Below are 23,112 nucleotides of genomic sequence, written 5' to 3'. Positions count from 1 at the left end.
GGCGTTTCGCCACCCTTCCATTGTGTCTTTTTTATTATTGTATCCATATCAAGGAAAAGTATCATCTTGATGGTCCTTTACACCTTGGGACGAACTCGATTGGTAGGTAAGGCCGTTAGCGGATCATCGGGCCAATAATGCTTAGGATATCTTCCCTTCAAGTCCTTCTTCACATCGAAATAGGTACTGGACCAAAAGCTCGCTAAATCTTTAGTAACTTGAACCGGGCGTTGTGCGGGTGATAACAGATGCAATAACACCGGCACTCGCCCGCGTGCCAAACGGGGGGTATCCTTCCATCCGAAAACCTCCTGAAGCTTGACGGAAACCACCGGCTGCTCGACCTGGCTGTAATCAACGGCAATCCTGGAGCCGCTTGGAACGGTGACATGTGTAGGCGCTTCCGAATCCAGCTGGCGTCGCTGCTCCCATGTAAGCATGGATTCAAGTATTTCAGTAAGCTTAAGACGCTCGAGCTGAGCACGATTCTTCAAGCCCAAAATATGCGGCTTCAGCCACTCCTCCAGCGACCCCAGCAGCGCTTCGTCACGGACGTCCGGCCAGCTGCCTGAATCGAATCGGTGTAGAAAGCGGATTCGCTGCTGAAGCTGTCTGGATGCCCGGTTCCATGGAAGCAGCTCCAGACCCTCGAGGGCGATACCCTCTACTAATGCTGAGGCCACACGGTCCGGATCAGCCTGAGGCAAGCTTCCTTCCCGAAGGATCAGCGAGCCGAGCTTTTCCCTTTGGACCGCTCGGACGGAGCCGGTAGAGGAATCCCAGCTGACAAGCTCCTCACGCTGAATCCAGTCGGATACATTCTCCTGCAGCTCCTTTAACTGAACGGGCGCAGCCAGAAGAATGCGGCTATCGGCCCCTTGATCATCAAGCTGAGCAGCGACAAGATAAGAGACCTGGGACAAAGGCTGAAGCTGAGCGAAAGCAGCTCCTCTTCCATTGCTGAGCAGAAACTTGCCCGTTTCCCTCCGCTGGGCAATCCGGTCAGGGTAAGCATAGGCTAATAACAGCCCGCAGTGATCGATGTGATCCTCGTCCTGACTGCTGCTCCCAAGCTCTCTCTTCCATGCCCGTGCTTCCGCCAGCATTCTTTCACGGGCGGAAGCATCTGCGCTTCGCAGGTGGGGACCGCTCCCCCGTAAAGCTTCTACGCGCAGCCTAAGGTCCGCATTTCCCGACAGACCGCTTCCAAACATATCCCGATCGCTCAGGATGGCCGCTAGGTCACAAGCAAGATTGGCAAGCCCCCGCTCCTGCCCCATTAGCATCATATGTGCCAACCGCGGATGCGCAGCAAGCCCGACCATTCGTTTCCCTATATCGGTTATCGTTCCATCGTCACGAATCGCACCAAGCAAGGTTAACAACTCTCTCGCTTGGTTCACTGCCGGTGCAGGGGGCACGTCCAGCCAATCGAGCTCGGAGGGCTCGGTGATGCCCCATGCGGCCAATTCCAAAAGCAGCGGTGTCAGATCCGCATCCAGGATCTCCGGTGTGCTTCGCTCCGCTAAATGATCCTGCTCTTGCTTCGTCCACAGCCGGTAGCATACCCCCGGGCCTAAGCGTCCTGCACGGCCTCGCCGTTGATCCGCGGATGCTTTGGAGACAGGCACGGTATCCAGCCGGCTCATTCCTGTTCTCGGTGAGAATCGCGACACCCGCATCAAGCCGGAATCGATAACAACCTTGATCCCTTCTACCGTTAAACTGGTTTCCGCAATGGAGGTTGCCAATACGATTTTACGTTCACCCGGAATACTTGGCGCAATCGCGCGCTCTTGTTGCTCCTGTGGCAGAATGCCGTATAAAGGCGCAATCCGCACATGTTCACCCAGTCTCCGCTCCCGAAGCTGATTTTCCGTTCTTCGGATTTCACCGGAGCCCGGAAGGAACACCATAATGTCTCCCTCTTCGTTCGCTAACGCTCGCTGAACGGCATCCGCCACGTGCACCTCCAGCCTCTCTTCTGTTCGTGCTGACAAATAGTGCGTCTCTACCGGGTACATCCTGCCCTTACTGGAAAGAATGGGGGCATCACCCAGCAATGAAGCGACCGGCTCAGCTTGCATTGTGGCTGACATGACCAGGATCCTCAGATCCTCTCTAAGCAATGCCTGTGCCTGCAGGACAAAGGCCAAACCGAGATCCGCGTGCAGGCTGCGCTCATGAAATTCATCGAAAATGACTAGTCCTACGCCCTCTAGGGCGGGATCATTTTGCAGCATGCGGGTTAAGACCCCTTCGGTCACCACTTCGATTCTCGTTTGCTTGCTGATCTTCGTATCGAGGCGTACGCGATACCCTACGGTTTCTCCCACCTGCTCCTTCCGCTTTGCCGCCATGTAACGCGCCGCCGCACGAGCGGCCAGACGACGTGGCTCAAGCATGATGATGCGTTTTCCCCGGAGCCACGGTTCCTCAAGGAGCGACAACGGCACTTGTGTCGTTTTCCCCGCCCCAGGCTCGGCTATGAGCACAGCGCTCGTATGGTTCAAGAGAGCTTCTTTCACTTGCGGCAGCACTTCATCTATAGGTAATGACAGCATGTTCGTACTCACTCCGTTTACCAATATTCCGTCCCACCATCGTAACACAAAAAGACGCCGACCAACAGCCTCAGGGGCAGTAGATCAGCGTCAGTGGTTATGCCGCGGCGTTAGGAGTGGAAACGGCGGCGGATTTGCGATTCGAGGCTATGGTGTATAACACGAGTGCGCTCCAGATCAACGAAAAGCTGACCATATGAGCCGACGAGAAAGCTTCCTTAAAGACGACAACACCTAAAAACAAGGTGATGGTCGGTCCGATATACTGCAGGAAGCCAAGCGTCGAAAGAGACATTCTCTTGGTTGCTTGAGCAAAAGCCCAAAGCGGAACCGCTGTAGCCGCTCCAGCCAGCAGCAGCGCCATCAAGGAGGAAAGCGGCAAATTACCGACCGTGCTTGCTCCCGTAATGTAAATATAACCCAGGTACAGCAAGCCAACCGGCAGGACAAGCACCGTTTCACCGACAAGACCGAGCATCGAGTCAAGGGGGAGCTTTTTCTTAGTTAACCCGTATAGACCAAAGGTCAATGCGAGCGTCAGGGAGATCCACGGAAACTTCCCGTAGATTAATGTCATGTAGGCAACCCCGGCAAAGGCCAGAGCAATCGCCAGCCATTGTCCGAAACGGGGACGTTCCTTCAGGAATAACACCCCCATCAAAACATTGAAGAGCGGGTTCATATAATAGCCTAAGCTGCTCTCAATCACGTGGTCATTGTTGACCGCCCAGATGAAGATCAGCCAATTGCAGCTGATGAGAAGGGAGCTGGCGCATACGACAAGCACCACCTTTCGGCTTGCGAACATTGCCTTCAATTCTCCCCACCGCCTCATGACCGTGACGACCAAAGCAACAAATACGAAAGACCATAATACTCTGTGTGCCAAAACCTCCCAAGAGGACATGGATGCAAAGAGCTTCCAGTATAAGGGCAGCAGCCCCCAAATAAGATAAGCGAGCACAGCATAGCCGATGCCCGCTTTTGTTTGATTCGTTTCCATATTACCCTCCAAGCACGACCCGATCATCCGCGAATTTCTCGCCGCGAATGCGCTCGAATTCATGCAACAGCCGCTCAACGGTTAAGCCCATTTTGTCCTGTTCAGGTACGTCCAGAATAATGCGGCCCTTATCCATCATAATGAGCCGATTCCCTAACCGAATCGCTTGCTCCATGTTATGAGTGACCATCAGTGTAGTAAGCTTCAATTCTTGGACGATTTGCTTCGTCAGCCTCGTGATCAGCTCCGCACGGGCCGGGTCCAACGCCGCTGTATGCTCATCCAGCAGCAGAATCCGCGGCTCCGTGAACGTCGCCATCAGAAGACTAAGAGCTTGCCGCTCGCCGCCGGACAGAAGTCCAACCTTGGCGCCGATTCGATCCTCCAGCCCCAATCCCAGCCGACTCAGCTGCTCTCGGAACATAGCCTTCTTACGGCTGGAAACTCCGATGCTGAGCCCTCGGCTTTTGTTGCGGGCATACGCGATCGCCATATTTTCCATAATCGTCATTGTAGGAGCCGTTCCTGCCATCGGATCTTGAAACACTCGACCGATCCATTGACTGCGGCGGTGCTCCGGCAGTGCTTCTACCGCATTGCCGGCAATGCGAACTTGTCCGGCATCCGGCCTCATGACGCCGGAGATGATGTTCATCAGTGTCGATTTACCCGCTCCGTTGCTTCCGATGACGGTTACAAAGTCGGCTTCCTTCAGATGAAGCTGAATACCGGACAATGCTACCTTCTCATCCGGAGTACCGGGATAAAACAGCTTTGAAATATTGGACAGCTCCAGCATTACTTCGTCCCCCCATCTACGGTTGTATCTGTGCCTGGTTGCTGCAGGAGAGACATACGCTTGCGGACAAGCGCCTTTTGCTTATATGATTTGTTGATCATCGGCAGCATCAGAGCGACAATAACGATGAGAGCCGTCATCAGCTTCATATCCGTCGCTTCCAAGCCGACGCGAAGCGCCACGGCAACCACAAGTCGGTAGATAATCGCTCCGAAAATAACGGCAAGCGTAGCCCGAACAATTGTTCTTGCACCGAAAATCGCTTCACCGATGATAACAGAAGCAAGTCCTATCACGATCATCCCTACACCCATCGTAATTTCGGCAAAAGCGGAATACTGTGCAATAAGCGCACCTGACATCGCGACCAAGCCGTTGGAAAGACTGACGCCGACGATGATGGTCGAATCCGTATTCACCCCAAAGCTGCGAATCATTCGCTGGTTATCGCCCGTTGCACGCAAAGCCAAGCCAAGATCCGTACGGAAGAACCAATCGAGCCCAAGCTTCACAACTAGGACGATAATCGGCATCACCAGCAGCACATTGGCGTCGGAGAGCAGCGTATCCACGCCCAGCATGGAGATATTGGACTTTTTCCCCATAATCCTCAGGTTAATCGAGTAGAGCGCAATCATCATAAGAATACCGGACAAAAGCGCATTGATTTTTCCCTTTGTATGCAGCAGGCCTGTACAAGCCCCGGCGATGATTCCTCCGCAGAAGGCCGCAGCGGTTGCCAGCAAGGGAGATGAGCCTCCCGTAATCATTACTGCCGCAATGGCGCCACCCGTGGTGAAGCTGCCGTCAACGGTCAAATCCGGGAAGTCTAGAATACGAAACGTTATATATACACCAAGTGCCATGATCGCATAAAGCAATCCAAGCTCAAGGGAGCCAATCGTGGCATCTAACATCTTTTGTTACCCTCCTAAGAAATGAAGAGTGACCTCCCAAAGGCAAAGGTCACTCTAGCAAAATTATTTGGTAGGACCAGTAAGCAGGTTCTTCGGATCCTGCATTTTTTTCTTCATGGAATCCGTAATTGTGACACCTTGCTTGGCAGCGGAATCCGAGTTGATGATAAGGTCGAGCTTGTCCGGATAGCTTACCTTCATGTCGGCAGGCTTCTTCCCATTCTTCAGAATGTCGGCAGCCATCTTGCCCGCTTGATAACCGTGATCGTAATACTTGAAGCCGTAAGTTGCGAGAGCACCTTTCTCAACCGTGTCGCGGTCGCTTGAGAAGAATGGAATTTTCTTTTCGTTGGCAATTTTGATGATCGTATCTACTGCCGCCACAACCGTGTTATCCAAGGTGATATAGAACGCATCTACACGACCGACGAGCGATTCTGCCGCTTGCTTAACCTCAGAGCTGTTCGTTGCATTCGCTTTCACCAGCTTAATATTATGCTTGGCAAGAGCAGTTTCCGCCGTCTTCAGCATCACCGCTGCGTTAGGCTCACCTTCATTCACGACAATCCCTACATTCTTCACTTTCGGGAACTCGGAGGCGATGAAATCCATCAGCTTCGGCACCGCGTCAGGATGAGTATCTGCTGCTCCGGTTACGTTAGCCCCTGGATTATCAAGCGATTTCACCAGCTTGGCTCCTACTGGATCCGTGATGGCCGCGAACACCACTGGCGTATCCTTTACATTCTGTACCACCGCTTGCGCGGACGGCGTGGCAATGGCCAAGACCAGATCTTTCTTATCTGAAGCAAATTTTTGCCCAATGGTCAGGTTATTGGTCGGATCTCCCTGAGCATTCTGGTAATCGACCTGCAGGTTATCCTTATCGATAAAGCCTTCGTCCTTCAATGCAGCCAAGAAGCCTTCTCTTGTGGCGTTAAGCGATGGATGCTCAACAATTTGGCTAATGCCGATTTTGACAACCTTCTTCGGTGTGCCGGAATTCCCTCCGCCAGCCGCAGAACCGCTCGATTCCGGTGCCTTGGAGCCGCAGCCTGCTGCAAAGATCAGGGGTACCGCTACTAGAAGCGATAATAGTTTCGTAGATTTCATGCGCAATGTGTGACCCTCCCATGTAGTGTACAGTGAAAATGCTTTAAAGCATTAATGTTATCTTATTACGAGCGGTATCTATCAGTCAACAATAAATCAATAACATATTCCATTATATGTTAGTTTTTGTATGATTTTTATGGTTTTTTATTATATAGACAAGAATATTGTAATCTGATGGTTAATTTTTCATGGGGATGATTGTTTACATATTATATGTTATGTTAACTCGATTCCCTCTTTTTACAACATATCTCTTCATGTGGGATTAGCCTCCCATTAAAATGCCATACTATCGGATGGAAAGGTTGTGGGCTGCATGGAGCTGATTGATCGATTAAACATTACCTTTAATGAAGGAATTCATGTCACCGTTACCGCTGTAGAGCCGATGCTGGCCTCAGCATTAACAGCCAAAGCATTTGAGGCCATCCTGACTCAACTGGTCTGGGACGGCTCCAAAGAAACGTTGGAATGGATCGAAGCGGAGGTTGCTGAAGCTGTTAGAAGTCGAACCGGTAATGAAGGAGTGTGATGAAGATGACACCTAACAAGTATGAATTGGACAACGATATATACGGTATCCTTTCGAAGGAAATCGAAGTCGATACCGATGTGAATGAGGATGCGAACCGGGAACGCTTGCTCGACGATGCATTGGATACGTTCCTTGAGGTGCAGAATCAACAATCCACTTAAGTCCCAGGGGAGATGAAAAGCCACTGCCCCGATCGTGAGCAGTGGCTTAAACAAACCCTTTACAAAGTACCTCTGTTCTTGAAAAAGCCAAAGGCTGCGGCAGGATCAAAATCATCATCCTCGATCTGATTGGCAGGATCATGCTTGATCGCCTCCGCCTCACCTTCGGTCAGGTGCCTCTGATTGCCTGTAAATTTGGGTTCAAGCTCGCGGATTTCTTCCTTGTCCATTGTCGCATTCCTCCTTTTCTTTCTAGTTTGCCGCGACAAGGACATCTTATCCATCAAACCGGAATGTTTACGAAAAAAAAGACCGGTCAGCCTCACCCTTAAGGTGCAACTGACCGGTCCTGAGCGGCCTCTATTCGCTGCAGCCTGAACGAACTTCTTCTTTGCCTTCTTCCACGTTAATTCTTTCGGAAATCGTATCGCGAATGACAGTCATCACCAGCTGCAGAAGATAGTTGATGTCCTCCTGCGTTTGCTTGAATTCGCTGACGATCGGAATCGCATCCAGCTCATCCTGCAGCTGCTCAATTTCTCCTTCAATCTTATCTACCATCTTCTGATTCTCGAACGTCTCGAACGCGACAATTTCCTTCTGCTTCTTCTTAATCGCGCTGATCAGCGTCTGGATGTGGTCATTGTTCGCGATTTGCTTCTCCGCCTTCTGATAGAACTGCACCTCGTTCGAGGTGGACAGCAGCTCGGCCAGCTCTTTCGCTTTGGCTAAAATATCCTCTCGCAAAATCATTTCCGTATTGGTGAAGGTCTCCACCGTCTCACAGCCTGGCTTGGAATGATCATGATCATGATGATGCTCTCCCATTGCCTCTCACGCCCCTTACTCCCATGAATTAAACTACTGGGCTACCGCTTGCTCGCGTACCCAATCGCCTTTAATATAGAACGTCTGTGTGCCCGTAATATGCACATTTACAAACTTGCCGATCAGGTCCTTCGGACCCTCGAAATGCACCAGCTTGTTCGTCCGTGTGCGTCCGGCAAGCACGTTCGGATTGTTTTTGCTTTCACCGTCAACCAGTACTTCTACGGTTTGTCCGAGCAATCGGTCATTGCCGCGCTTACTGTACTCATTCAGCACTTCATTCAAACGGTACAGCCGCTGCTTCTTCACCTCGGCAGGCACATTGTCCTCCATCGCTGCCGCAGGAGTACCCTCTCTAGGAGAATAGATGAACGTATAGGCACTATCGAACTCCACTTCGCGGACAAGCTTGATCGTATCCTCGAACTGCTCGTCCGTTTCACCCGGGAAGCCGACGATAATATCGGTCGTCAGCACGACGTCCGGAATGGCCCTTTTGATTTTGCCGACCAGCTCCAGGTACTGCTCACGAGTATACTTTCGAGTCATCTTCTTCAAAATTTCATTGCTGCCTGACTGTACCGGCAGGTGAATCTGTTCTACGAGATTGCCCTTCTTGGCAAGTACCTCGATCAAATGATCGTCAAAATCGCGAGGATGCGAGGTCGTAAAACGAATCCGCGGAATATCGATTTTGCTGATATCATCCATCAAGTCACCGAAGCGGTAGTTGATATCCTCGAAATCCTTGCCATAGGCATTCACATTCTGGCCGAGCAGCATAATTTCCTTAAAGCCTTGACGGGCCAGGTCGCGCACTTCGGCTATGACATCCTCCGGACGGCGGCTTCGCTCCTTCCCGCGTGTGTAAGGCACAATACAGTACGTACAGAACTTGTCGCAGCCGTACATGATGTTAACCCATGCCTTCACGCCTTCGCGCTTCTTAGGCAGGTTCTCAATGATGTCGCCTTCCTTGGACCAGACCTCGATGACCATTTCCTTGCTGAAAATCGCTTCCTTGATCAGATGCGGCAAACGGTGAATATTGTGCGTTCCGAAAATCATATCCACGAACGGATGCTTCTGAAGAATCCGGTTGACTACCGCTTCCTCCTGCGACATACAGCCACAGACACCGAGCAAGAGCGATGGCTTCTCGATTTTCAGGTGCTTCAAGTGTCCCAGCTCACCGAACACCTTATCCTCTGCATTCTCTCTCACGGCACAAGTATTCAGCAAAATGATGTCCGCTTGACGGCGGTCCTCTGTCGGTTGATAGCCCATTTGCTCCAGTAGGCCCATAATCGTCTCGGTGTCATGCTCGTTCATCTGACAGCCGTACGTTTGGATAAGGTAGTATTTGTCCTTCCCTAGCTGCTGCAGCTCCTCCGGGATCGCGAAATCGTAATGCACCTGGATATCTTCCTTGCCGCGCTTCTTCGCATCGGTCAAGGACGGCGGCTGAAAATATATAGAATAATCTTTGTCAGATTTCTTTGTCGTCATGAATCAAACTCCTCCTGAAATGGCGAATTCCCGCAAACAATCATACTCTCTATTCTACCACGCCTGCAGGGTCCATTTCAAAAGAATTGTCTGCCTCTACGACAAAATGGTGGCCATATCGCCTGTTTTTGCGCCTGCCGCATTAGCTTCATCCGTGTCAATGTGCATATCAAGCGCATATTGGTCGGATACACGGGCTACGACATTCTCCAGAATCAGCCCTCGTTCCCCCTCCAGGCGCACCGTTAGCTTCTGTTTATCGGCAATGCCCCAGTTCACCGCATCGTCCGTGTGGAAATGGATATGACGCGCAGCTACGATCACGCCTTCCGGAATGTCCACTTCCCCGGCAGGTCCCACAACCTTGATCCCCGGTGTTCCAGCGATATTACCCGATTCCCGTACAGGAGGATTGAGTCCCAGGGAGAACGCGTCCGTTCGCGATACCTCCAGCTGTGTCATGCCGCGAGCCGGACCCAGAATACGAACCTTATCGAATCGACCTTTAGGCCCCACTACGGCTACGGTCTCCTCCGCCGCGAATTGCCCCGGTTGGGACAGCTCTTTCAGCACCTTCAGCTCGTAACCTTCACCGAATAACGCTTGAATATGCTCCTTCGATAAATGAATATGTCTTGCCGATACGCCAACGGGAACTTGTTTCATATGTATTCACGCTCCTATCCTATTCTGATAACAGTATACCCCAGTATGCACCAAAAAAGCATGCGGACGAGCCGCATGCTTCTACAATATTCATACAATTATTTAAATTCGGACACTAATTTATCAAACTCTTGCTCGCTCAGCTTCAGGTTCGCCTTCACAAGGCCCTCTTCCTTAAAGCCTGTAACCATGTCCTCGTAGCTCTTTTTGCTCTTATCTTGATAGATGAGACCTGTAACCAAAGAGTTGGTTTCCATGATTTTGTTCATGGCCATCACGCGGTTGGACGGATCGTAATCCGGTGTTTCTTCCAGATCTACGATATTTTCTTTAAACCACTCGTACGTGTTGACTTTGTTGAAGGTTACGCATGGGCTGAAAACGTTGATAAACGAGAAGCCCTTATGCTGCATGCCTTGCTCGATCAGAGAAGTCAATTGCTTCAGGTTGCTCGAGAACGATTGGGCAATGAAAGTCGCACCTGCCGCTAGAGCTACCTCAAGCGGAGACAATGCGGATTCAATCGAACCGGATGGCGTCGACTTTGTCTTAAAGCCTTCTGCGCTTCGCGGCGAGGTTTGACCCTTCGTCAAGCCGTAGATTTGGTTATCCATTACGATATAAGTAATGTCGATGTTACGTCGGATCGCATGAACCGTATGACCCATACCGATCGCGAAGCCGTCACCATCTCCTCCTGCAGCAAGCACGGTCAGCTCGCGGTTCGCCATTTTCAAGCCTTGGGCGATAGGCAGGGAACGTCCGTGTACCCCGTGGAAGCCATATGCATTAATATAACCGGAGATCCGGCCGGAGCATCCGATACCGGATACAACAGCCAGCTGCTCAGGCTCAAGGCCAACGTTAGCTGCGGCTCTTTGAATGGCAGCCTGGACGGAGAAGTCTCCGCATCCAGGGCACCAGTTCGGCTTAATGTTGTTGCGGAAATCTTTTAACGTTGCCATACAAGGTTCAACTCCTGACAGTATTTAGTGATTTCAGCCGGCAAGAAAGGATTACCATCGTATTTGAGCAGGTTATGGATTTTGTCTGCATAGCCCGCGTTCAGTTTGATCAGGTTGGAAAGCTGTCCGGTAGCGTTGTTCTCAATAACAACGACCTTCTTTGCCTTCTCAAGGTAAGGCTTCAGCTCAGCAGCCGGGAACGGATGCAGCAAACGAACGGTAATATGGTTCGACTTGATGCCGTCGTTAGCCAAACGGCGACGAGCTTCGTCAATCGTACCACCAGTGGAGCCCATGCCGATGACCAGAAGATCCGGTTGCTCATGCGGAGCATCAACCTTAATGGCATTGGTTACCTTCACGTGGTTGAGCTTATCCATCCGCTTATCCATCATGCGCTTACGGTTGATCGGACTTTCGGAAGGACGTCCTTCTTGGTCGTGCTCAACGCCCGTAACATGGTGAATACCGTTCTTTTGCCCTGGTACCACACGCGGAGAAACACCGTCGTTGGTGAACTCGTAACGCTTGAACAGCTTGTTAGCTTCCAGAGCCGGCAGTTCGCCTTGCTGCAGCTTGCCGCGCTTGATTTCGATTTTGCTGTAATCGAGCAGTTCGGATGTTTGCTTACCCAAGGAAAGCTGCAGGTCCGTCAGCAGAATAACAGGCACTTGGTATTCCTCAGCCAGGTTGAACGCTTCGATCGTATCATAGAAGCACTCTTCAATCGTGGACGGGGAAAGAACGATCTTAGGAATTTCACCATGCGTACCGTAGATCATGGCAAGTACGTCGGATTGCTCTTGCTTCGTCGGAAGACCTGTACTTGGACCGCCGCGCTGCGTATCAACGATAACGACAGGAGTTTCCGTCATACCGGCCAGGCCGATCGCTTCCATCATCAGGGAAAGACCAGGACCTGCGGAAGCCGTCAAGGTACGAACGCCGCCGAAGTTAGCGCCGATCGCCATGGTTACCGCTGCGATCTCGTCTTCCGTTTGAATTACAGTACCGCCGAATTTCGGCAGCGTCTTGATCAGGTATTCCATAACCTCGGAAGCCGGCGTAATCGGGTAAGCAGGCATGAAACGGCAGCCTGCGGCTACAGCACCCAGACCGATTGCATCGTTTCCGATCATGAACAGCTTGGTTCTACCGTCCGCAGGCTCCAGAGCGAACTCCTGCAGCGGACCGCCTGTCAGCTCAAGTACGAACTCAGCAGCCTTACGAACCGCTTCAATGTTCTTCTCAACGACGGCAGCGCCCTTGCGTCCGAATTCTTCTTCTACTGCTTTATTAAACACTTCAAGCGGCAAGCCGAGCAGTGCCCAGGATGCGCCGGAAGCAGCCATGTTTTTGAATAAGGATGTTCCGAGCTCTTCCGCAATCGCCGTAATCGGAACAGGAAACAAACGAGCCTTAACACCTTCTGGAACAACAGGATTTACTTTCGCATCTGCAATGATAACTCCGTTATCACGAAGCTCATGTGCGTTCAAATCGATTGTTTCTTGGTCGAAGGCTACAAGGATATCCAGATCGTCGGAAATTGAGCGAATCGGCTTCGTGCTGATTCTGATCTTGTTGTTCGTATGGCCACCCTTAATCCGCGAGGAGAAATGACGGTATCCATACAGATAGTACCCGAGACGAGTCAGCGCCGTGGAAAAGATTTTGTCTGTACTTTCCACGCCTTCCCCTTGTTGTCCTCCAACCTTCCAAGATAATTGGCTAATCACCGTTGTCCACTCCTTTGAGATCGTCACTAAACCGCTATGCACTAGAAAGAAATCTTTGCCGAAGGAAATTTAATATATGGATTTGGTAAAAACGTGTATATAAAAAATTTCTTTCAGTTGTCAAACAAATTTTATGCCTTATGGGGGTAAAAAGCAAGTGATTTCAACGAAATTGAAGGATAGCTTTTTTAGATGAAATCCATATCAAAAATAGATCAATACAAGTTTGTTATATCTCTAATGCAGATGTTAATTTTTAGTGAAGAGGCAACTGACTTTGTAAAAAACGATACCAGTTTCCACAAAGGATACCCTCCACCACCTCATTCTTATAATGCTTGCTAAGCAGCTCCGCGAAAGCGCCGTATTGGCCGGCATGCTCCAGACCGACTAACCATTTATCAATTCCGTCAAAGTCCGATCCTAACGTAATGCAGTGCGAACCGCCCAATCCGCAAATATGCTCGATATGCCGCAACAACGCCTCGCTTTTCACCATACCGCCCGATTGAACGAACCATGGGACAAATGTCAGTCCGATCCGTCCGCCGCGCATTATCATTTCTCGGATCTGATCATCGTCCAAATTTCGGGGATGATTACATACGGCACGCGCATTGGAATGGCTGGCGACGAACGGTTTCGTGCTTGCTGCCGCCAAATCCCAAAACGCCCTGACGGAAAGATGGGACACATCCAATAGGATACCCAATTCGTTGCAATCTTTAATAAACGATTTTCCTCGCTTCGTAAATCCGCCCTGCCTTGGCTCCAGAACGCCATCCGCAGCCCAGTTCGCATAGTTCCACGTAACTCCGATCGCTCGCACGCCGAGATAATAGAGCATTTGTGTGTGCAGCAAATTACCATGGAGTGCGTCAGCGCCTTCCAATGTAAGCACGGCTCCTAAACGATCCCCATTCATCACACGGTCCAAATCCGCTTGCGTCCTTATGACGATAAAGCGCTCGTCCTGCACAATTTTCTGATAAAAAATTCTTATATACTCTAAGTAATGGTCAAAATGCGGCTGCGTTATTCTCTCCGGCAAATAGATCGCAAAAAACTGCACCTTTACACCGGACTTCAACATCCGTTCGTAAGTAACATCCAATCCGGTCGTTCGCGGGTCGTAGAAGCTGAGCGCGCTGTTTTCATACATTTTATATAGCACATCGCAATGGCCGTCAATAATCTTCATCCTGAATTCCTCCCCATGAATCCGAAATGAAAGCCAAAAAAAACCTGTCTACGGAGTAAACAGGTGTCTGGTGCAAATATCGTATGTGATTTTAACAGCAGTTTGCAGGTTATCTCGGTTCCACGATCAGCTTAATGGCCGTCCGGTCTTCCCCGTCGATGACAATATCCGTAAAGGCTGGTATGCAGATCAAATCAACCCCGCTAGGAGCCACAAATCCTCGTGCAATGGCTACTGCTTTGATTGCTTGATTCAGAGCGCCCGCTCCGATGGCCTGGAGCTCAGCTGCCCCGCGTTCACGCAAGACCCCCGCCAACGCGCCTGCTACGGAGTTTGGATTGGATTTTGCTGACACTTTTAATACTTCCATGAAAAGTACCTCCTCGGGAATGATGATAGCTTCCAGTACTATTCATATTCTAGGAATTTGCGGTTAATTCCTTCATTCCAAAGAAGGTATTTTCTAATATTTTTGAATAGTCTGACAATTGATGGCTTTTATTTATTCAAACAGCATTTGGTCCTCATCCATTCGAACGAGTTCAATTTTTTTAGCTAATCCAGTAGCGGGATCCAGATGAACGACCACCGCGTGGAAATGCCATTTCCCCTCATCCACCACAAAGCGAGCCGGCAGACCCGTCTTAAATTTATGGAGAACCGCCGTCCGTTCCATGCCGAGAATGCCATCCATCGGCCCGACCATACCGACATCCGTAACGTAAGCCGTTCCATGCGGCAATACCCTTGCATCGTTAGTCTGCACATGTGTGTGTGTGCCCACGACCATGGATACACGTCCGTCCAGATGCCAGCCCATGGCTAGCTTCTCCGAAGTAGCCTCCGCATGAAAATCGACAAGCACGTATTTCGTTTTTTTCTTGACCTGCTCCACAAGCTCATCGGCCTTTTCAAAAGGACAATCCGAAGGAGGCAGGAAGGTGCGGCCCTGAAGATTAATTAGAGCAAGCTCCTGATCCTTCACTTTGACGAGCGTATGTCCTCTCCCAGGTGTCCCCTTAGGAAAATTGGCGGGACGGATGAGACGCTCCTCTTGATCGATAAAATCAAAGATCTCCTTCTGATCCCAGGTGTGGTTTCCCATAGTAATTCCATGCACGCCCATGTCGAAAAACTCTTTGACAATACTCGAATTGATGCCGCGGCCCGCAGCGGCGTTCTCTCCGTTCACGATGACAAAATGCGGATTATATTTCAGCTTGAGCTTTGGCAAGCAAATTTTCAATGCATTGCGACCCACTGCTCCTACGATATCTCCGATAAATAAAATTTTCATACTGCTTCTCTCCTTACGTTAACTGGGACGGGAACTTCTATACAATATAAGAGAAGTGGCTTCACAGCCACTTCTCTCAGGTAGTCTATGCAATTATTTAGCGTATTCTACCGCACGCGTCTCACGAATAACAGTGACCTTAATATGTCCCGGATAATCCAGTTCACTCTCGATCTTCTTCGTAATGTCACGTGCCAGGCGGAATGCTTCGGTGTCGTCCACCTTCTCAGGTTGAACCATTACGCGCACTTCCCGCCCTGCTTGAATCGCGAAGGACTTCTCTACGCCATCAAACGATTCGGAGATCTCTTCGAGCTTCTCCAGACGCTTGATATACGTTTCGAGTGTCTCGCGACGTGCCCCAGGTCTGGCAGCAGATAATGCGTCCGCCGCGCCAACCAGCATAGCGATCACGGACGTAGCTTCGACATCGCCGTGGTGGGAAGCGATACTGTTGATAACAACAGGATGCTCCTTATACTTCTTCGCGATTTCTACGCCGATTTCCACGTGAGATCCTTCGACCTCGTGGTCAAGCGCCTTTCCGATGTCGTGCAAGAGACCGGCACGCTTCGCCAATGTCACGTCTTCCCCGAGCTCTCCTGCCATCAGTCCGGTTAAATAAGCAACTTCCATGGAGTGCTTCAGGACGTTCTGACCGTAGCTTGTCCGGAATTTCAAACGGCCCAAAATCTTGATCAGGTCCGGATGCAGTCCATGAACGCCGGTTTCGAACGTAGCTTGTTCACCGTATTCACGGATCCGCTCGTCCACTTCCTTACGGGATTTCTCCACCATTTCCTCAATACGAGCCGGATGAATTCGGCCGTCCGCCACCAATTTCTCGAGGGAAGTACGGGCGATTTCTCTACGGATCGGATCGAAGCCGGACAGGATGACTGCCTCCGGTGTATCATCGATGATCAGATCGATACCCGTAAGTGTCTCCAAGGCCCGGATGTTGCGGCCTTCACGACCGATGATTCGGCCCTTCATTTCTTCGTTAGGCAGCGCCACAACGGATACCGTTGTTTCGGCTACGTGGTCGGCTGCACAACGTTGGATGGCAAGCGTGATAATATCGCGTGCCTTCTTGTCGCCTTCCTCTTTCGCTTGCTGCTCGATTTCCTTGATGAGCTGAGCTGTTTCGTGGCGAACCTCCTGCTCCACATTCGTGAGGATAATTTGCTTCGCATCCTCCATGGTCAAAGCGGAAATTCGTTCTAGCTCCGCAACTTGATCCTTATAGATCTGATCAATTTGCGATTGCGTTTCTTCGATACGCTTCTCTTTGTTGGCGACCTGCTCTTCTTTTTTCTCGAGAGATTCTAATTTTTTATCCAGCGATTCCTCTTTTTGCAACAATCGTCTCTCTTGTCGTTGAACTTCATTTCGACGTTCACGAATGTCTTTTTCAGCTTCGGTTCTGAGCTTGTGAATTTCATCTTTCGCCTCCAGAACCGTTTCCTTCTTCAGTGCCTCTGCTTCCTTCAGCGCGTTCTCGCGAATGAGGGCAGCAGCCTGTTCAGCACTAGAAATCTTCGCCTCTGCAAGGGACTTGCGGATAAAATAACCAATCCCTAAGCAAGAAACACCAACAACGAGAACGATCAGGGTCCAAAAGATCGGGTGCATCCTGTTCACCTCCTCGTTGCCTTCTCCAAGGGGTAAGCTTGGGATAATTAGGTTGTTTAATCCGATTGATACGCTTAAGAAAAGTAAAAATTGGCGATTTTACTTTGCGAACCCTATCCATAAACTGGAGTAAGATCCTCGTATAATATGATTATACAATAATTATTTTAGCTTTTGGCGAAGAATCTTGTCAAGCTATATACACTGGGATTGCATATGATTAATACCATTAATCATTAATAACATGAATGGGCACTAGGATTCATCCCATTCCGTCCACTCTTCTTCCTCGCCTGCCGCCTCAATCGGCAGCTGACGAAGCACCCTGGTTACGACTCCTCCCGGATAGCCCCTTCGAGCAAGAAACCCGGCAATTTTCCGTCTTGTTTTCAGCGGATCCTCACTTTTCAACTCGTTTCGATACTTCTTGCTCGCCAGCTCATAAGCCATTTGAAATTCGGTTTCTTCGTCCACCTGGCTGATCGCCGTCTGGATCCGCTCCTTGCTGACACCCTTCTGCTGCAGCTCCTGCTTGATAAAATGCCTTCCCTTCTTTTGGGAATGGAGCCGCTGACGGGTCAGCTGATCGGCGAACATCGTATCGTTGAGGTACCCTTCCGTTTTCAGCCGCTCCACGGTTTCTTGAACAATTTCTTCCGAGAAGCTCTTCAGCTTCAACCGGGTTTTGATTTCATGCTCTGTCCGCAGGCGGCTGGATAATAGGCGAACGGCATTCAGATAAGCCTTCTGCCGCTCCTCCTCGAGCACTATCGCTTCATACTGCTCCTTCTCGATTTCTTCGCCCTTAAACAGGCGATATTTGATCAGGACATCCTCATGTACGGAGAAGGCATATTGATCGTTTATGTACAGGTTATATCGGTTCTGTGCTCGTGCTTGCCGTTCTACCTTGGTAATGATCCCTGAAGGTAACACTGGCTCAGACATGGGACATGCCCTCCTTCCTTAGAAAACTGGCCCCGCAATTCTTAGGTGAACTTAAACAAGGAAAGGCACCCTGCAACAGGTGCCTTTCCTCCTAATCCCTATTCACCGAGCAATGCCAATTCTTCTTCTTCATCCTCATCATCCTGATTGGACATGACAGGAGCCACCAAATTGCTATTATCGCGAATCTTCTTCTCGATTACATCAGCAACATGCGGGTTTTCCTTCAGGAACTGCTTGGAGTTCTCACGGCCTTGTCCCAAGCGGTCGTTATTGAAGGAGTACCATGCGCCGCTCTTCTGAATGATATCCATCTCCGTACCGATATCGATAATGCTTCCTTCCTTGGAAATCCCTTCCCCGTACATAATATCGATATCCGCTTGCTTAAACGGAGGAGCAACCTTATTCTTTACGACCTTAATGCGTGTCCGGTTACCTACCATATCGTTGCCTTGCTTAATGGTCTCGACTCGGCGTACATCCAAACGTACGGAAGAGTAGAACTTCAGAGCTCGTCCGCCTGGTGTTGTCTCCGGGTTACCGAACATGACGCCTACCTTCTCACGAAGCTGGTTAATAAAGATCGCAATCGTCTTCGACTTGTTAATCGCACCGGAGAGCTTACGAAGCGCTTGAGACATCAGCCGCGCCTGCAGACCCACGTGTGAATCTCCCATCTCGCCTTCAATCTCAGCCTTCGGTACTAGAGCCGCAACGGAGTCAATGACGATAATATCAACTGCACCACTGCGAACAAGTGCTTCTGCAATCTCCAACGCCTGTTCGCCCGTGTCCGGCTGGGACAGCAGCAGATCGTCGATGTTAATACCAAGCTTGCTGGCATACAGCGGATCCAATGCGTGCTCTGCATCGATGAACGCTGCTGTTCCGCCAACCTTCTGTACCTCAGCGATCGCATGGAGCGCTACGGTAGTCTTACCGGAGGATTCCGGACCGTAGACCTCTATAATTCTACCCCGCGGAAAGCCGCCGATACCGAGTGCGATATCCAATGCTAGAGATCCGCTAGGAATCGTTTCTACCTGCATGTGGGTGGATTCACCCAGCTTCATAATCGACCCTTTGCCAAATTGCTTCTCAATTTGACGGAGGGCATTTTCAAGTGCTGCGCGCCGATCTGCCAAAAAACTCACTTCCTTCTTCCAAATTGGTATAGTTCTATCATAACTTGTTTTTGGCCCGTTGCCAAGTATTTTTTCGAACATACATTCGCATCAGTGGCAAAAGAAAAACCGTAACAAATTGATGATGAACTTGTTACGGTGCTTCCGTTATAAGAAATTATAGCTTACTTTCTATGGATTGGCAACTATGTTTTTAGCAGCTTCCACAGTTGATATAAAGCGCTTTTCGCCGAGCGAAGCTTGATAGATTCCCGGTTTCCCGAGAGCTGCAGCGGAAATACCGTCGTTTGCCCGCCGCGAACCGCAAGTCCAACGTAGACAGTTCCGACCGGCTTGCCTTCCGATTCGTCCGGACCGGCAACCCCTGTGACGGATATGCCGTAATCCGCCGTCACCCGAACAAGCAGCTGCTCGGCGAGTGTTCTCGCCGTCTGTTCGCTGATCGCCCCCGGAGCCGACGGCCCCTCCAGCTGCTCCATAGGCACCCCCAGGAGCTTATGCTTCAGCTCATTGGAGTAACAGACAATGCCTCCCGCAAACGCTGCGGAGCTGCCCGGTATGGCCGTCAGCATATCGCTCAGCAGACCGCCGGAGCAGCTCTCCGCTACAGCCAGCTTCTGTCCGCGCTCCTTCAGCATCCGCACGATTTGCTGTTCGATCGTAATATCCTCCGAAGCATATACATGCTGTCCTAAACGCCGGCGAATTTCTTCTTCCAGCGGCTTAAGCCTGCTCTCAGCCTCTGCAGCCGTAGCTGCCCTAGTAGTCAGACGTATCGCAACCTCTCCTTCCTTCGCATAAGGCGCGATGGTAGGATCCGTCTGCTCCTTGATTAAGTCAATCAGTTTATGCTCCAGCAGCGATTCGCCGATCCCGGCAAATTTCAGCATCACCGAATGCAGCGGCTGTACTCCCTCCAGTCTGGACTGAATCCATGGAGCTGCATAGCGGTCGAACATCGGCTTCATTTCCTTCGGCGGCCCCGGCAGCAAAATAAAATGAGTTCCCTCGAACGTTAACGCTACTCCAACGGCAAGACCTGTGTCATTCTGCAGCGGATCGCTGTGCTCCGGCATCAATGCCTGACGGGCATTGCTCTCCACCATCGGCATGTTCCGATTGCGAAACAGCTCCTCGATCTTATCCATGGAAGGCCGGTGCAGCACCAGCTTCTGCCGAACCAGCCCGGCCAGCACATCCTTCGTCAGGTCGTCCTGTGTCGGTCCAAGCCCCCCTGTACAAATGACAACATCTGCTCGGCTCATGGCAATACGAAAGGCTTCCATCATTCTCTCCGGGTTATCTCCAACCACGGTCTGATAATACACGCCTACCCCGATATCCGCGCAAGCACGGGCTATATACTGTGCGTTCGTATTGACGATCTGGCCCATCAGCAATTCGGTTCCTACCGCAATGATTTCGGCTTTCATGTTATGTACCCGCTTTCGGCGTGGGATAAAATACAAAAACAATAGGCGAGGCCTACTGTTTATGCGTCATCTAAGTTCATGACATGCTTATTTTTCACAAAATAATCGTAACCGGAATACAGGGTGATAATGGCAGCCACCCAGCTTGCTATTACATCGAATCGGAAATTGATGAGCGCGAATGGAAAATTGTTAATAAGAAGCGCGATAATAGCCGTAATCTGAACGCCGGTCTTCCATTTGCCCCACTTGCTGGCCGCCATGACATGGCCTTCCAGCAAGGCGATTTGGCGCAGTCCCGTCACGGCAAACTCACGGCTGATGATAACAATCGCAATCCATGCATCAAGCTTATCCATCTCAACCAGAGACACAAGCACGGCGGAAACAAGAAGCTTATCCGCAAGCGGGTCGAGAAGCTTGCCCAAATTCGTGACAAGCTTTCTCTTCCGTGCGATATATCCGTCGAGACTATCCGTGCTGGCAGCAATAATAAAGATCAGCACTGCGATAATTTGATTGTAGGTAATGCTGAATTGCTCGATCCGGATGTGCGGAAATTTCACCTTTACGAGCAAAAAGAACATAATGATGGGAACTAAGAGAATCCTAACCAAAGTGATGCGGTTGGCCAGGTTCATGCCACAACCTCCCCGGACAAATCGAACTCGAACGAGTGGGTAATACGCACCTTGGCCATTTGGCCGATGGCAAGCTTAGCGCCGCCGACGAATACTTCTCCGTCGATTTCCGGAGCGTCGTACTGGGAACGGCCTACGTACACATCGTTGCGTCCGTCGTATTTCTCGATCAGCACATCGATTACTTGTCCGATGCGATGCCCGTTACGCTCATTGGAAATTTCGCGTTGGATCTCCATCAGCACATTCGCCCGGTATTCCTTAACATCCTCAGGCAGCTGGTCAGGCAGGCGGGATGCCGGTGTATCCTCTTCTTGCGAATACGTAAATACACCCAAACGATCAAACTGCATTTCACGAACGAATTGCTTCAAATTCTCGAAATCCTCTTCCGTTTCCCCCGGGAAGCCGACGATGAGAGAAGTTCGCAGGGATACGTTCGGAATCCGCTCCCGGATTTTCTTGACAAGCTCGCGCGTATCGCGCTGGCGGCCCGGTCTTCTCATCCGCTTCAGTATCGAATCCTCGCTGTGCTGCAGCGGCATGTCAATATACTTACATACCTTCGGGTTCGAGGCTATCACATCGATCAGCTCGTCCGTAAAGAAGCCGGGGTAAGCATAATGAAGCCGTACCCATTCGATGCCGGGTACCTCGCTAACCTTATTCAGCAGTGCGGGCAGCATAAATCCGTCATACAAATCCGTACCGTAATTCGTAGAATCCTGGGCAATGAGACTGATTTCCTTCACGCCTTGAGACGCAAGCTGCTGCACCTCATCAAGGATGGATTCCATGCTCCGGCTGCGGAATTTCCCCCGCATGATCGGAATACTGCAGAACGTACATGCATTGTCGCAGCCCTCAGCGATTTTGACATAAGCGGTATACCGAGGCGTCGTTACGCGTCTAGGCAGCTTCTTCTCGTAATTAAACACCGGATTGCCGACCAGTACCGGCTTGCGTCCGCTTAACGCTTGGTCGATGATCTCGTTGATTTTATCAAAATCACCGGTTCCTACGATTCCGTCGATCTCCGGCATCTCCTTCATCATCTCGTCCTTGTAGCGCTGCGTCAAGCAGCCCGAGACGATGAGCGCCTTGAGATTCGCCGTTTGCTTCAGCTCAGCCATATCCAGAATCGTATTAACCGATTCCTCCTTGGCCGCATCGATGAAACCGCATGTATTGACAATGATAACCGTAGCCTCTTCCTTCTCGGTGACAAGCGAATACCCGCGCTCATGGATGAGGCCGGACATGATTTCCGAATCCACCAGGTTCTTCTCACATCCGAGGGTAACCACTTTAACTTTCTCTGTCATGAATGATCCTCCAAACTTTTTTCCCTAAAAAACTGCATGCTACAAGTATAATATAAGCGAATCAAGAGTGTCAAAAAATAAAGGCCCCTGCTTTCCCGATGGAAAGGCAAGGGCAAAATCTATCATCCGCACATTAACGGAAATTAATAAACTGCAAATCCAAGGAAATATCCGATTTGCGCAGCAGCTGCATGACAGCTTGAAGATCATCCTTGCTTTTGCCGGTCACACGGATTTGATCGCCTTGAATTTGGCTTTTGACCTTCAGCTTAGAATCTCGGATCAGCACGTTGATCTTCTTCGCGTTATCCTGATCCACTCCCTGCTTCACCTTGATGCGCTGGCGAACCGTACTGCCCGCAGCAGGCTCGACCTTACCGTAATCAAGATTTTTCAATGCAATTCCGCGCTTCGCCATCTTCGATTGTAAAATATCGAGCACATTCTGAAGCTTAAATTCATCATCGGAGATAACGACCAAATCTTCCTTCTCCAGCGCAATGCTGCTCTTGCTTCCTTTGAAGTCAAAACGAGTGGCGATCTCCTTCTCCGCTTGGTTAATTGCGTTATTCAATTCCTGCAAATCGACCTTCGAAACAATGTCAAATGAATTTTCTGAGCTCATTACCGCACTTCCTTTACTGACGATTAAAATGTTCACTCCCCTATTTTACCAAAAAAG

At 50.3% G+C, this 23,112-nt stretch carries 23 protein-coding genes; 2 read left to right on the top strand and 21 right to left on the bottom strand.

Going from position 1 to position 23,112, the window contains the following annotated elements; translation table 11 throughout:
* Nucleotides 1-77: 77 nt before the first annotated feature.
* The 5 genes from hrpB to QMO62_RS05530 all read right to left on the bottom strand — a co-directional run bounded on the left by hrpB (nt 78) and on the right by QMO62_RS05530 (nt 6,396).
* Entirely contained in the window at nt 78-2,564 is a 2,487-nt protein-coding gene (gene hrpB / locus QMO62_RS05550) for an ATP-dependent helicase HrpB (protein WP_284639234.1), read from the bottom strand.
* Between the two features lie 97 nt (nt 2,565-2,661).
* Nucleotides 2,662-3,567 carry an EamA family transporter RarD gene (gene rarD / locus QMO62_RS05545; RefSeq protein WP_284639232.1) on the bottom strand — a complete coding sequence of 302 codons (906 nt, stop codon included), beginning with the start codon at nt 3,565-3,567 and terminating at the stop codon, nt 2,662-2,664.
* Between the two features lies 1 nt (nt 3,568).
* Complete coding sequence (locus QMO62_RS05540; RefSeq protein WP_284639230.1) at nt 3,569-4,366, bottom strand: ABC transporter ATP-binding protein; 798 nt, start codon at nt 4,364-4,366, stop codon at nt 3,569-3,571.
* Entirely contained in the window at nt 4,366-5,283 is a 918-nt protein-coding gene (locus tag QMO62_RS05535; RefSeq protein WP_284639228.1) for an ABC transporter permease, read from the bottom strand. The genes QMO62_RS05540 and QMO62_RS05535 overlap by 1 nt, the downstream gene beginning before the upstream one ends.
* 63 nt (nt 5,284-5,346) lie before the next feature.
* Nucleotides 5,347-6,396, bottom strand: coding sequence for an ABC transporter substrate-binding protein (locus QMO62_RS05530; RefSeq protein ID WP_284639226.1), 1,050 nt, complete (start codon nt 6,394-6,396; stop codon nt 5,347-5,349).
* Between the two features lie 319 nt (nt 6,397-6,715).
* Between QMO62_RS05530 and QMO62_RS05525 the strand changes: the two genes are divergently transcribed.
* Both QMO62_RS05525 and QMO62_RS05520 read left to right on the top strand, forming a co-directional pair.
* The gene (locus tag QMO62_RS05525) at nt 6,716-6,931 is read left to right on the top strand and encodes a hypothetical protein (RefSeq protein WP_284639224.1); all 216 of its coding nucleotides are present in this window, start codon (nt 6,716-6,718) and stop codon (nt 6,929-6,931) included.
* A 5-nt stretch (nt 6,932-6,936) separates the two neighbouring features.
* Complete coding sequence (locus QMO62_RS05520) at nt 6,937-7,095, top strand: hypothetical protein (protein ID WP_284639223.1); 159 nt, start codon at nt 6,937-6,939, stop codon at nt 7,093-7,095.
* 59 nt (nt 7,096-7,154) lie between these two features.
* Here the strand turns inward: QMO62_RS05520 and QMO62_RS05515 are convergent, their stop codons facing one another.
* The 16 genes from QMO62_RS05515 to QMO62_RS05440 all read right to left on the bottom strand — a co-directional run bounded on the left by QMO62_RS05515 (nt 7,155) and on the right by QMO62_RS05440 (nt 23,055).
* The gene (locus tag QMO62_RS05515) at nt 7,155-7,325 is read right to left on the bottom strand and encodes a hypothetical protein (RefSeq protein ID WP_284639222.1); all 171 of its coding nucleotides are present in this window, start codon (nt 7,323-7,325) and stop codon (nt 7,155-7,157) included.
* A 130-nt stretch (nt 7,326-7,455) separates the two neighbouring features.
* Nucleotides 7,456-7,923, bottom strand: a complete 468-nt coding sequence (locus tag QMO62_RS05510; RefSeq protein WP_284639220.1) for a YlbF/YmcA family competence regulator — start codon at nt 7,921-7,923, stop codon at nt 7,456-7,458.
* A gap of 33 nt (nt 7,924-7,956) precedes the next feature.
* The gene (miaB, locus tag QMO62_RS05505) at nt 7,957-9,432 is read right to left on the bottom strand and encodes a tRNA (N6-isopentenyl adenosine(37)-C2)-methylthiotransferase MiaB (protein ID WP_284639218.1); all 1,476 of its coding nucleotides are present in this window, start codon (nt 9,430-9,432) and stop codon (nt 7,957-7,959) included.
* A gap of 96 nt (nt 9,433-9,528) precedes the next feature.
* Complete coding sequence (pduL, locus tag QMO62_RS05500; protein WP_284639216.1) at nt 9,529-10,098, bottom strand: phosphate propanoyltransferase; 570 nt, start codon at nt 10,096-10,098, stop codon at nt 9,529-9,531.
* Nucleotides 10,099-10,196: 98 nt separating this feature from the next.
* Nucleotides 10,197-11,063, bottom strand: a complete 867-nt coding sequence (locus QMO62_RS05495; protein ID WP_284639214.1) for a 2-oxoacid:ferredoxin oxidoreductase subunit beta — start codon at nt 11,061-11,063, stop codon at nt 10,197-10,199.
* Nucleotides 11,051-12,802 (bottom strand): 2-oxoacid:acceptor oxidoreductase subunit alpha, encoded by a 1,752-nt coding sequence (locus QMO62_RS05490; protein WP_284639212.1) that lies wholly within the window; start codon nt 12,800-12,802, stop codon nt 11,051-11,053. Before QMO62_RS05490 ends, QMO62_RS05495 begins: the two co-directional genes overlap by 13 nt.
* A gap of 256 nt (nt 12,803-13,058) precedes the next feature.
* Nucleotides 13,059-14,003, bottom strand: coding sequence for a dipeptidase (locus QMO62_RS05485; protein ID WP_284639210.1), 945 nt, complete (start codon nt 14,001-14,003; stop codon nt 13,059-13,061).
* A gap of 109 nt (nt 14,004-14,112) precedes the next feature.
* Nucleotides 14,113-14,373: a stage V sporulation protein S gene (locus QMO62_RS05480; protein WP_006286829.1), complete on the bottom strand. Its 261-nt coding sequence runs from the start codon at nt 14,371-14,373 to the stop codon at nt 14,113-14,115.
* A gap of 132 nt (nt 14,374-14,505) precedes the next feature.
* Nucleotides 14,506-15,300 (bottom strand): TIGR00282 family metallophosphoesterase, encoded by a 795-nt coding sequence (locus QMO62_RS05475; RefSeq protein ID WP_284639173.1) that lies wholly within the window; start codon nt 15,298-15,300, stop codon nt 14,506-14,508.
* Nucleotides 15,301-15,393: 93 nt separating this feature from the next.
* Complete coding sequence (gene rny / locus QMO62_RS05470; RefSeq protein WP_284639171.1) at nt 15,394-16,935, bottom strand: ribonuclease Y; 1,542 nt, start codon at nt 16,933-16,935, stop codon at nt 15,394-15,396.
* A gap of 255 nt (nt 16,936-17,190) precedes the next feature.
* Nucleotides 17,191-17,883, bottom strand: coding sequence for a RecX family transcriptional regulator (locus QMO62_RS05465; protein ID WP_284639170.1), 693 nt, complete (start codon nt 17,881-17,883; stop codon nt 17,191-17,193).
* Between the two features lie 98 nt (nt 17,884-17,981).
* Nucleotides 17,982-19,031 carry a recombinase RecA gene (recA, locus tag QMO62_RS05460; protein WP_284639169.1) on the bottom strand — a complete coding sequence of 350 codons (1,050 nt, stop codon included), beginning with the start codon at nt 19,029-19,031 and terminating at the stop codon, nt 17,982-17,984.
* A 185-nt stretch (nt 19,032-19,216) separates the two neighbouring features.
* Nucleotides 19,217-20,464, bottom strand: coding sequence for a competence/damage-inducible protein A (locus QMO62_RS05455; protein ID WP_284639167.1), 1,248 nt, complete (start codon nt 20,462-20,464; stop codon nt 19,217-19,219).
* A 59-nt stretch (nt 20,465-20,523) separates the two neighbouring features.
* Complete coding sequence (gene pgsA / locus QMO62_RS05450) at nt 20,524-21,105, bottom strand: CDP-diacylglycerol--glycerol-3-phosphate 3-phosphatidyltransferase (RefSeq protein WP_284639165.1); 582 nt, start codon at nt 21,103-21,105, stop codon at nt 20,524-20,526.
* Nucleotides 21,102-22,430 (bottom strand): 30S ribosomal protein S12 methylthiotransferase RimO, encoded by a 1,329-nt coding sequence (gene rimO, locus QMO62_RS05445; protein ID WP_284639163.1) that lies wholly within the window; start codon nt 22,428-22,430, stop codon nt 21,102-21,104. Before rimO ends, pgsA begins: the two co-directional genes overlap by 4 nt.
* A gap of 133 nt (nt 22,431-22,563) precedes the next feature.
* The gene (locus QMO62_RS05440) at nt 22,564-23,055 is read right to left on the bottom strand and encodes a YajQ family cyclic di-GMP-binding protein (RefSeq protein ID WP_284639162.1); all 492 of its coding nucleotides are present in this window, start codon (nt 23,053-23,055) and stop codon (nt 22,564-22,566) included.
* Between the last annotated feature and the right edge of the window lie 57 nt (nt 23,056-23,112).

Origin of the sequence: Paenibacillus silviterrae (assembly GCF_030167925.1) — a bacterium.
Classification (GTDB): Bacteria; Bacillota; Bacilli; order Paenibacillales; family NBRC-103111; genus Paenibacillus_G; species Paenibacillus_G silviterrae.
Note: the sequence above shows the minus strand (reverse complement) of the source record. Positions and strands in the feature narration are given on the sequence as shown.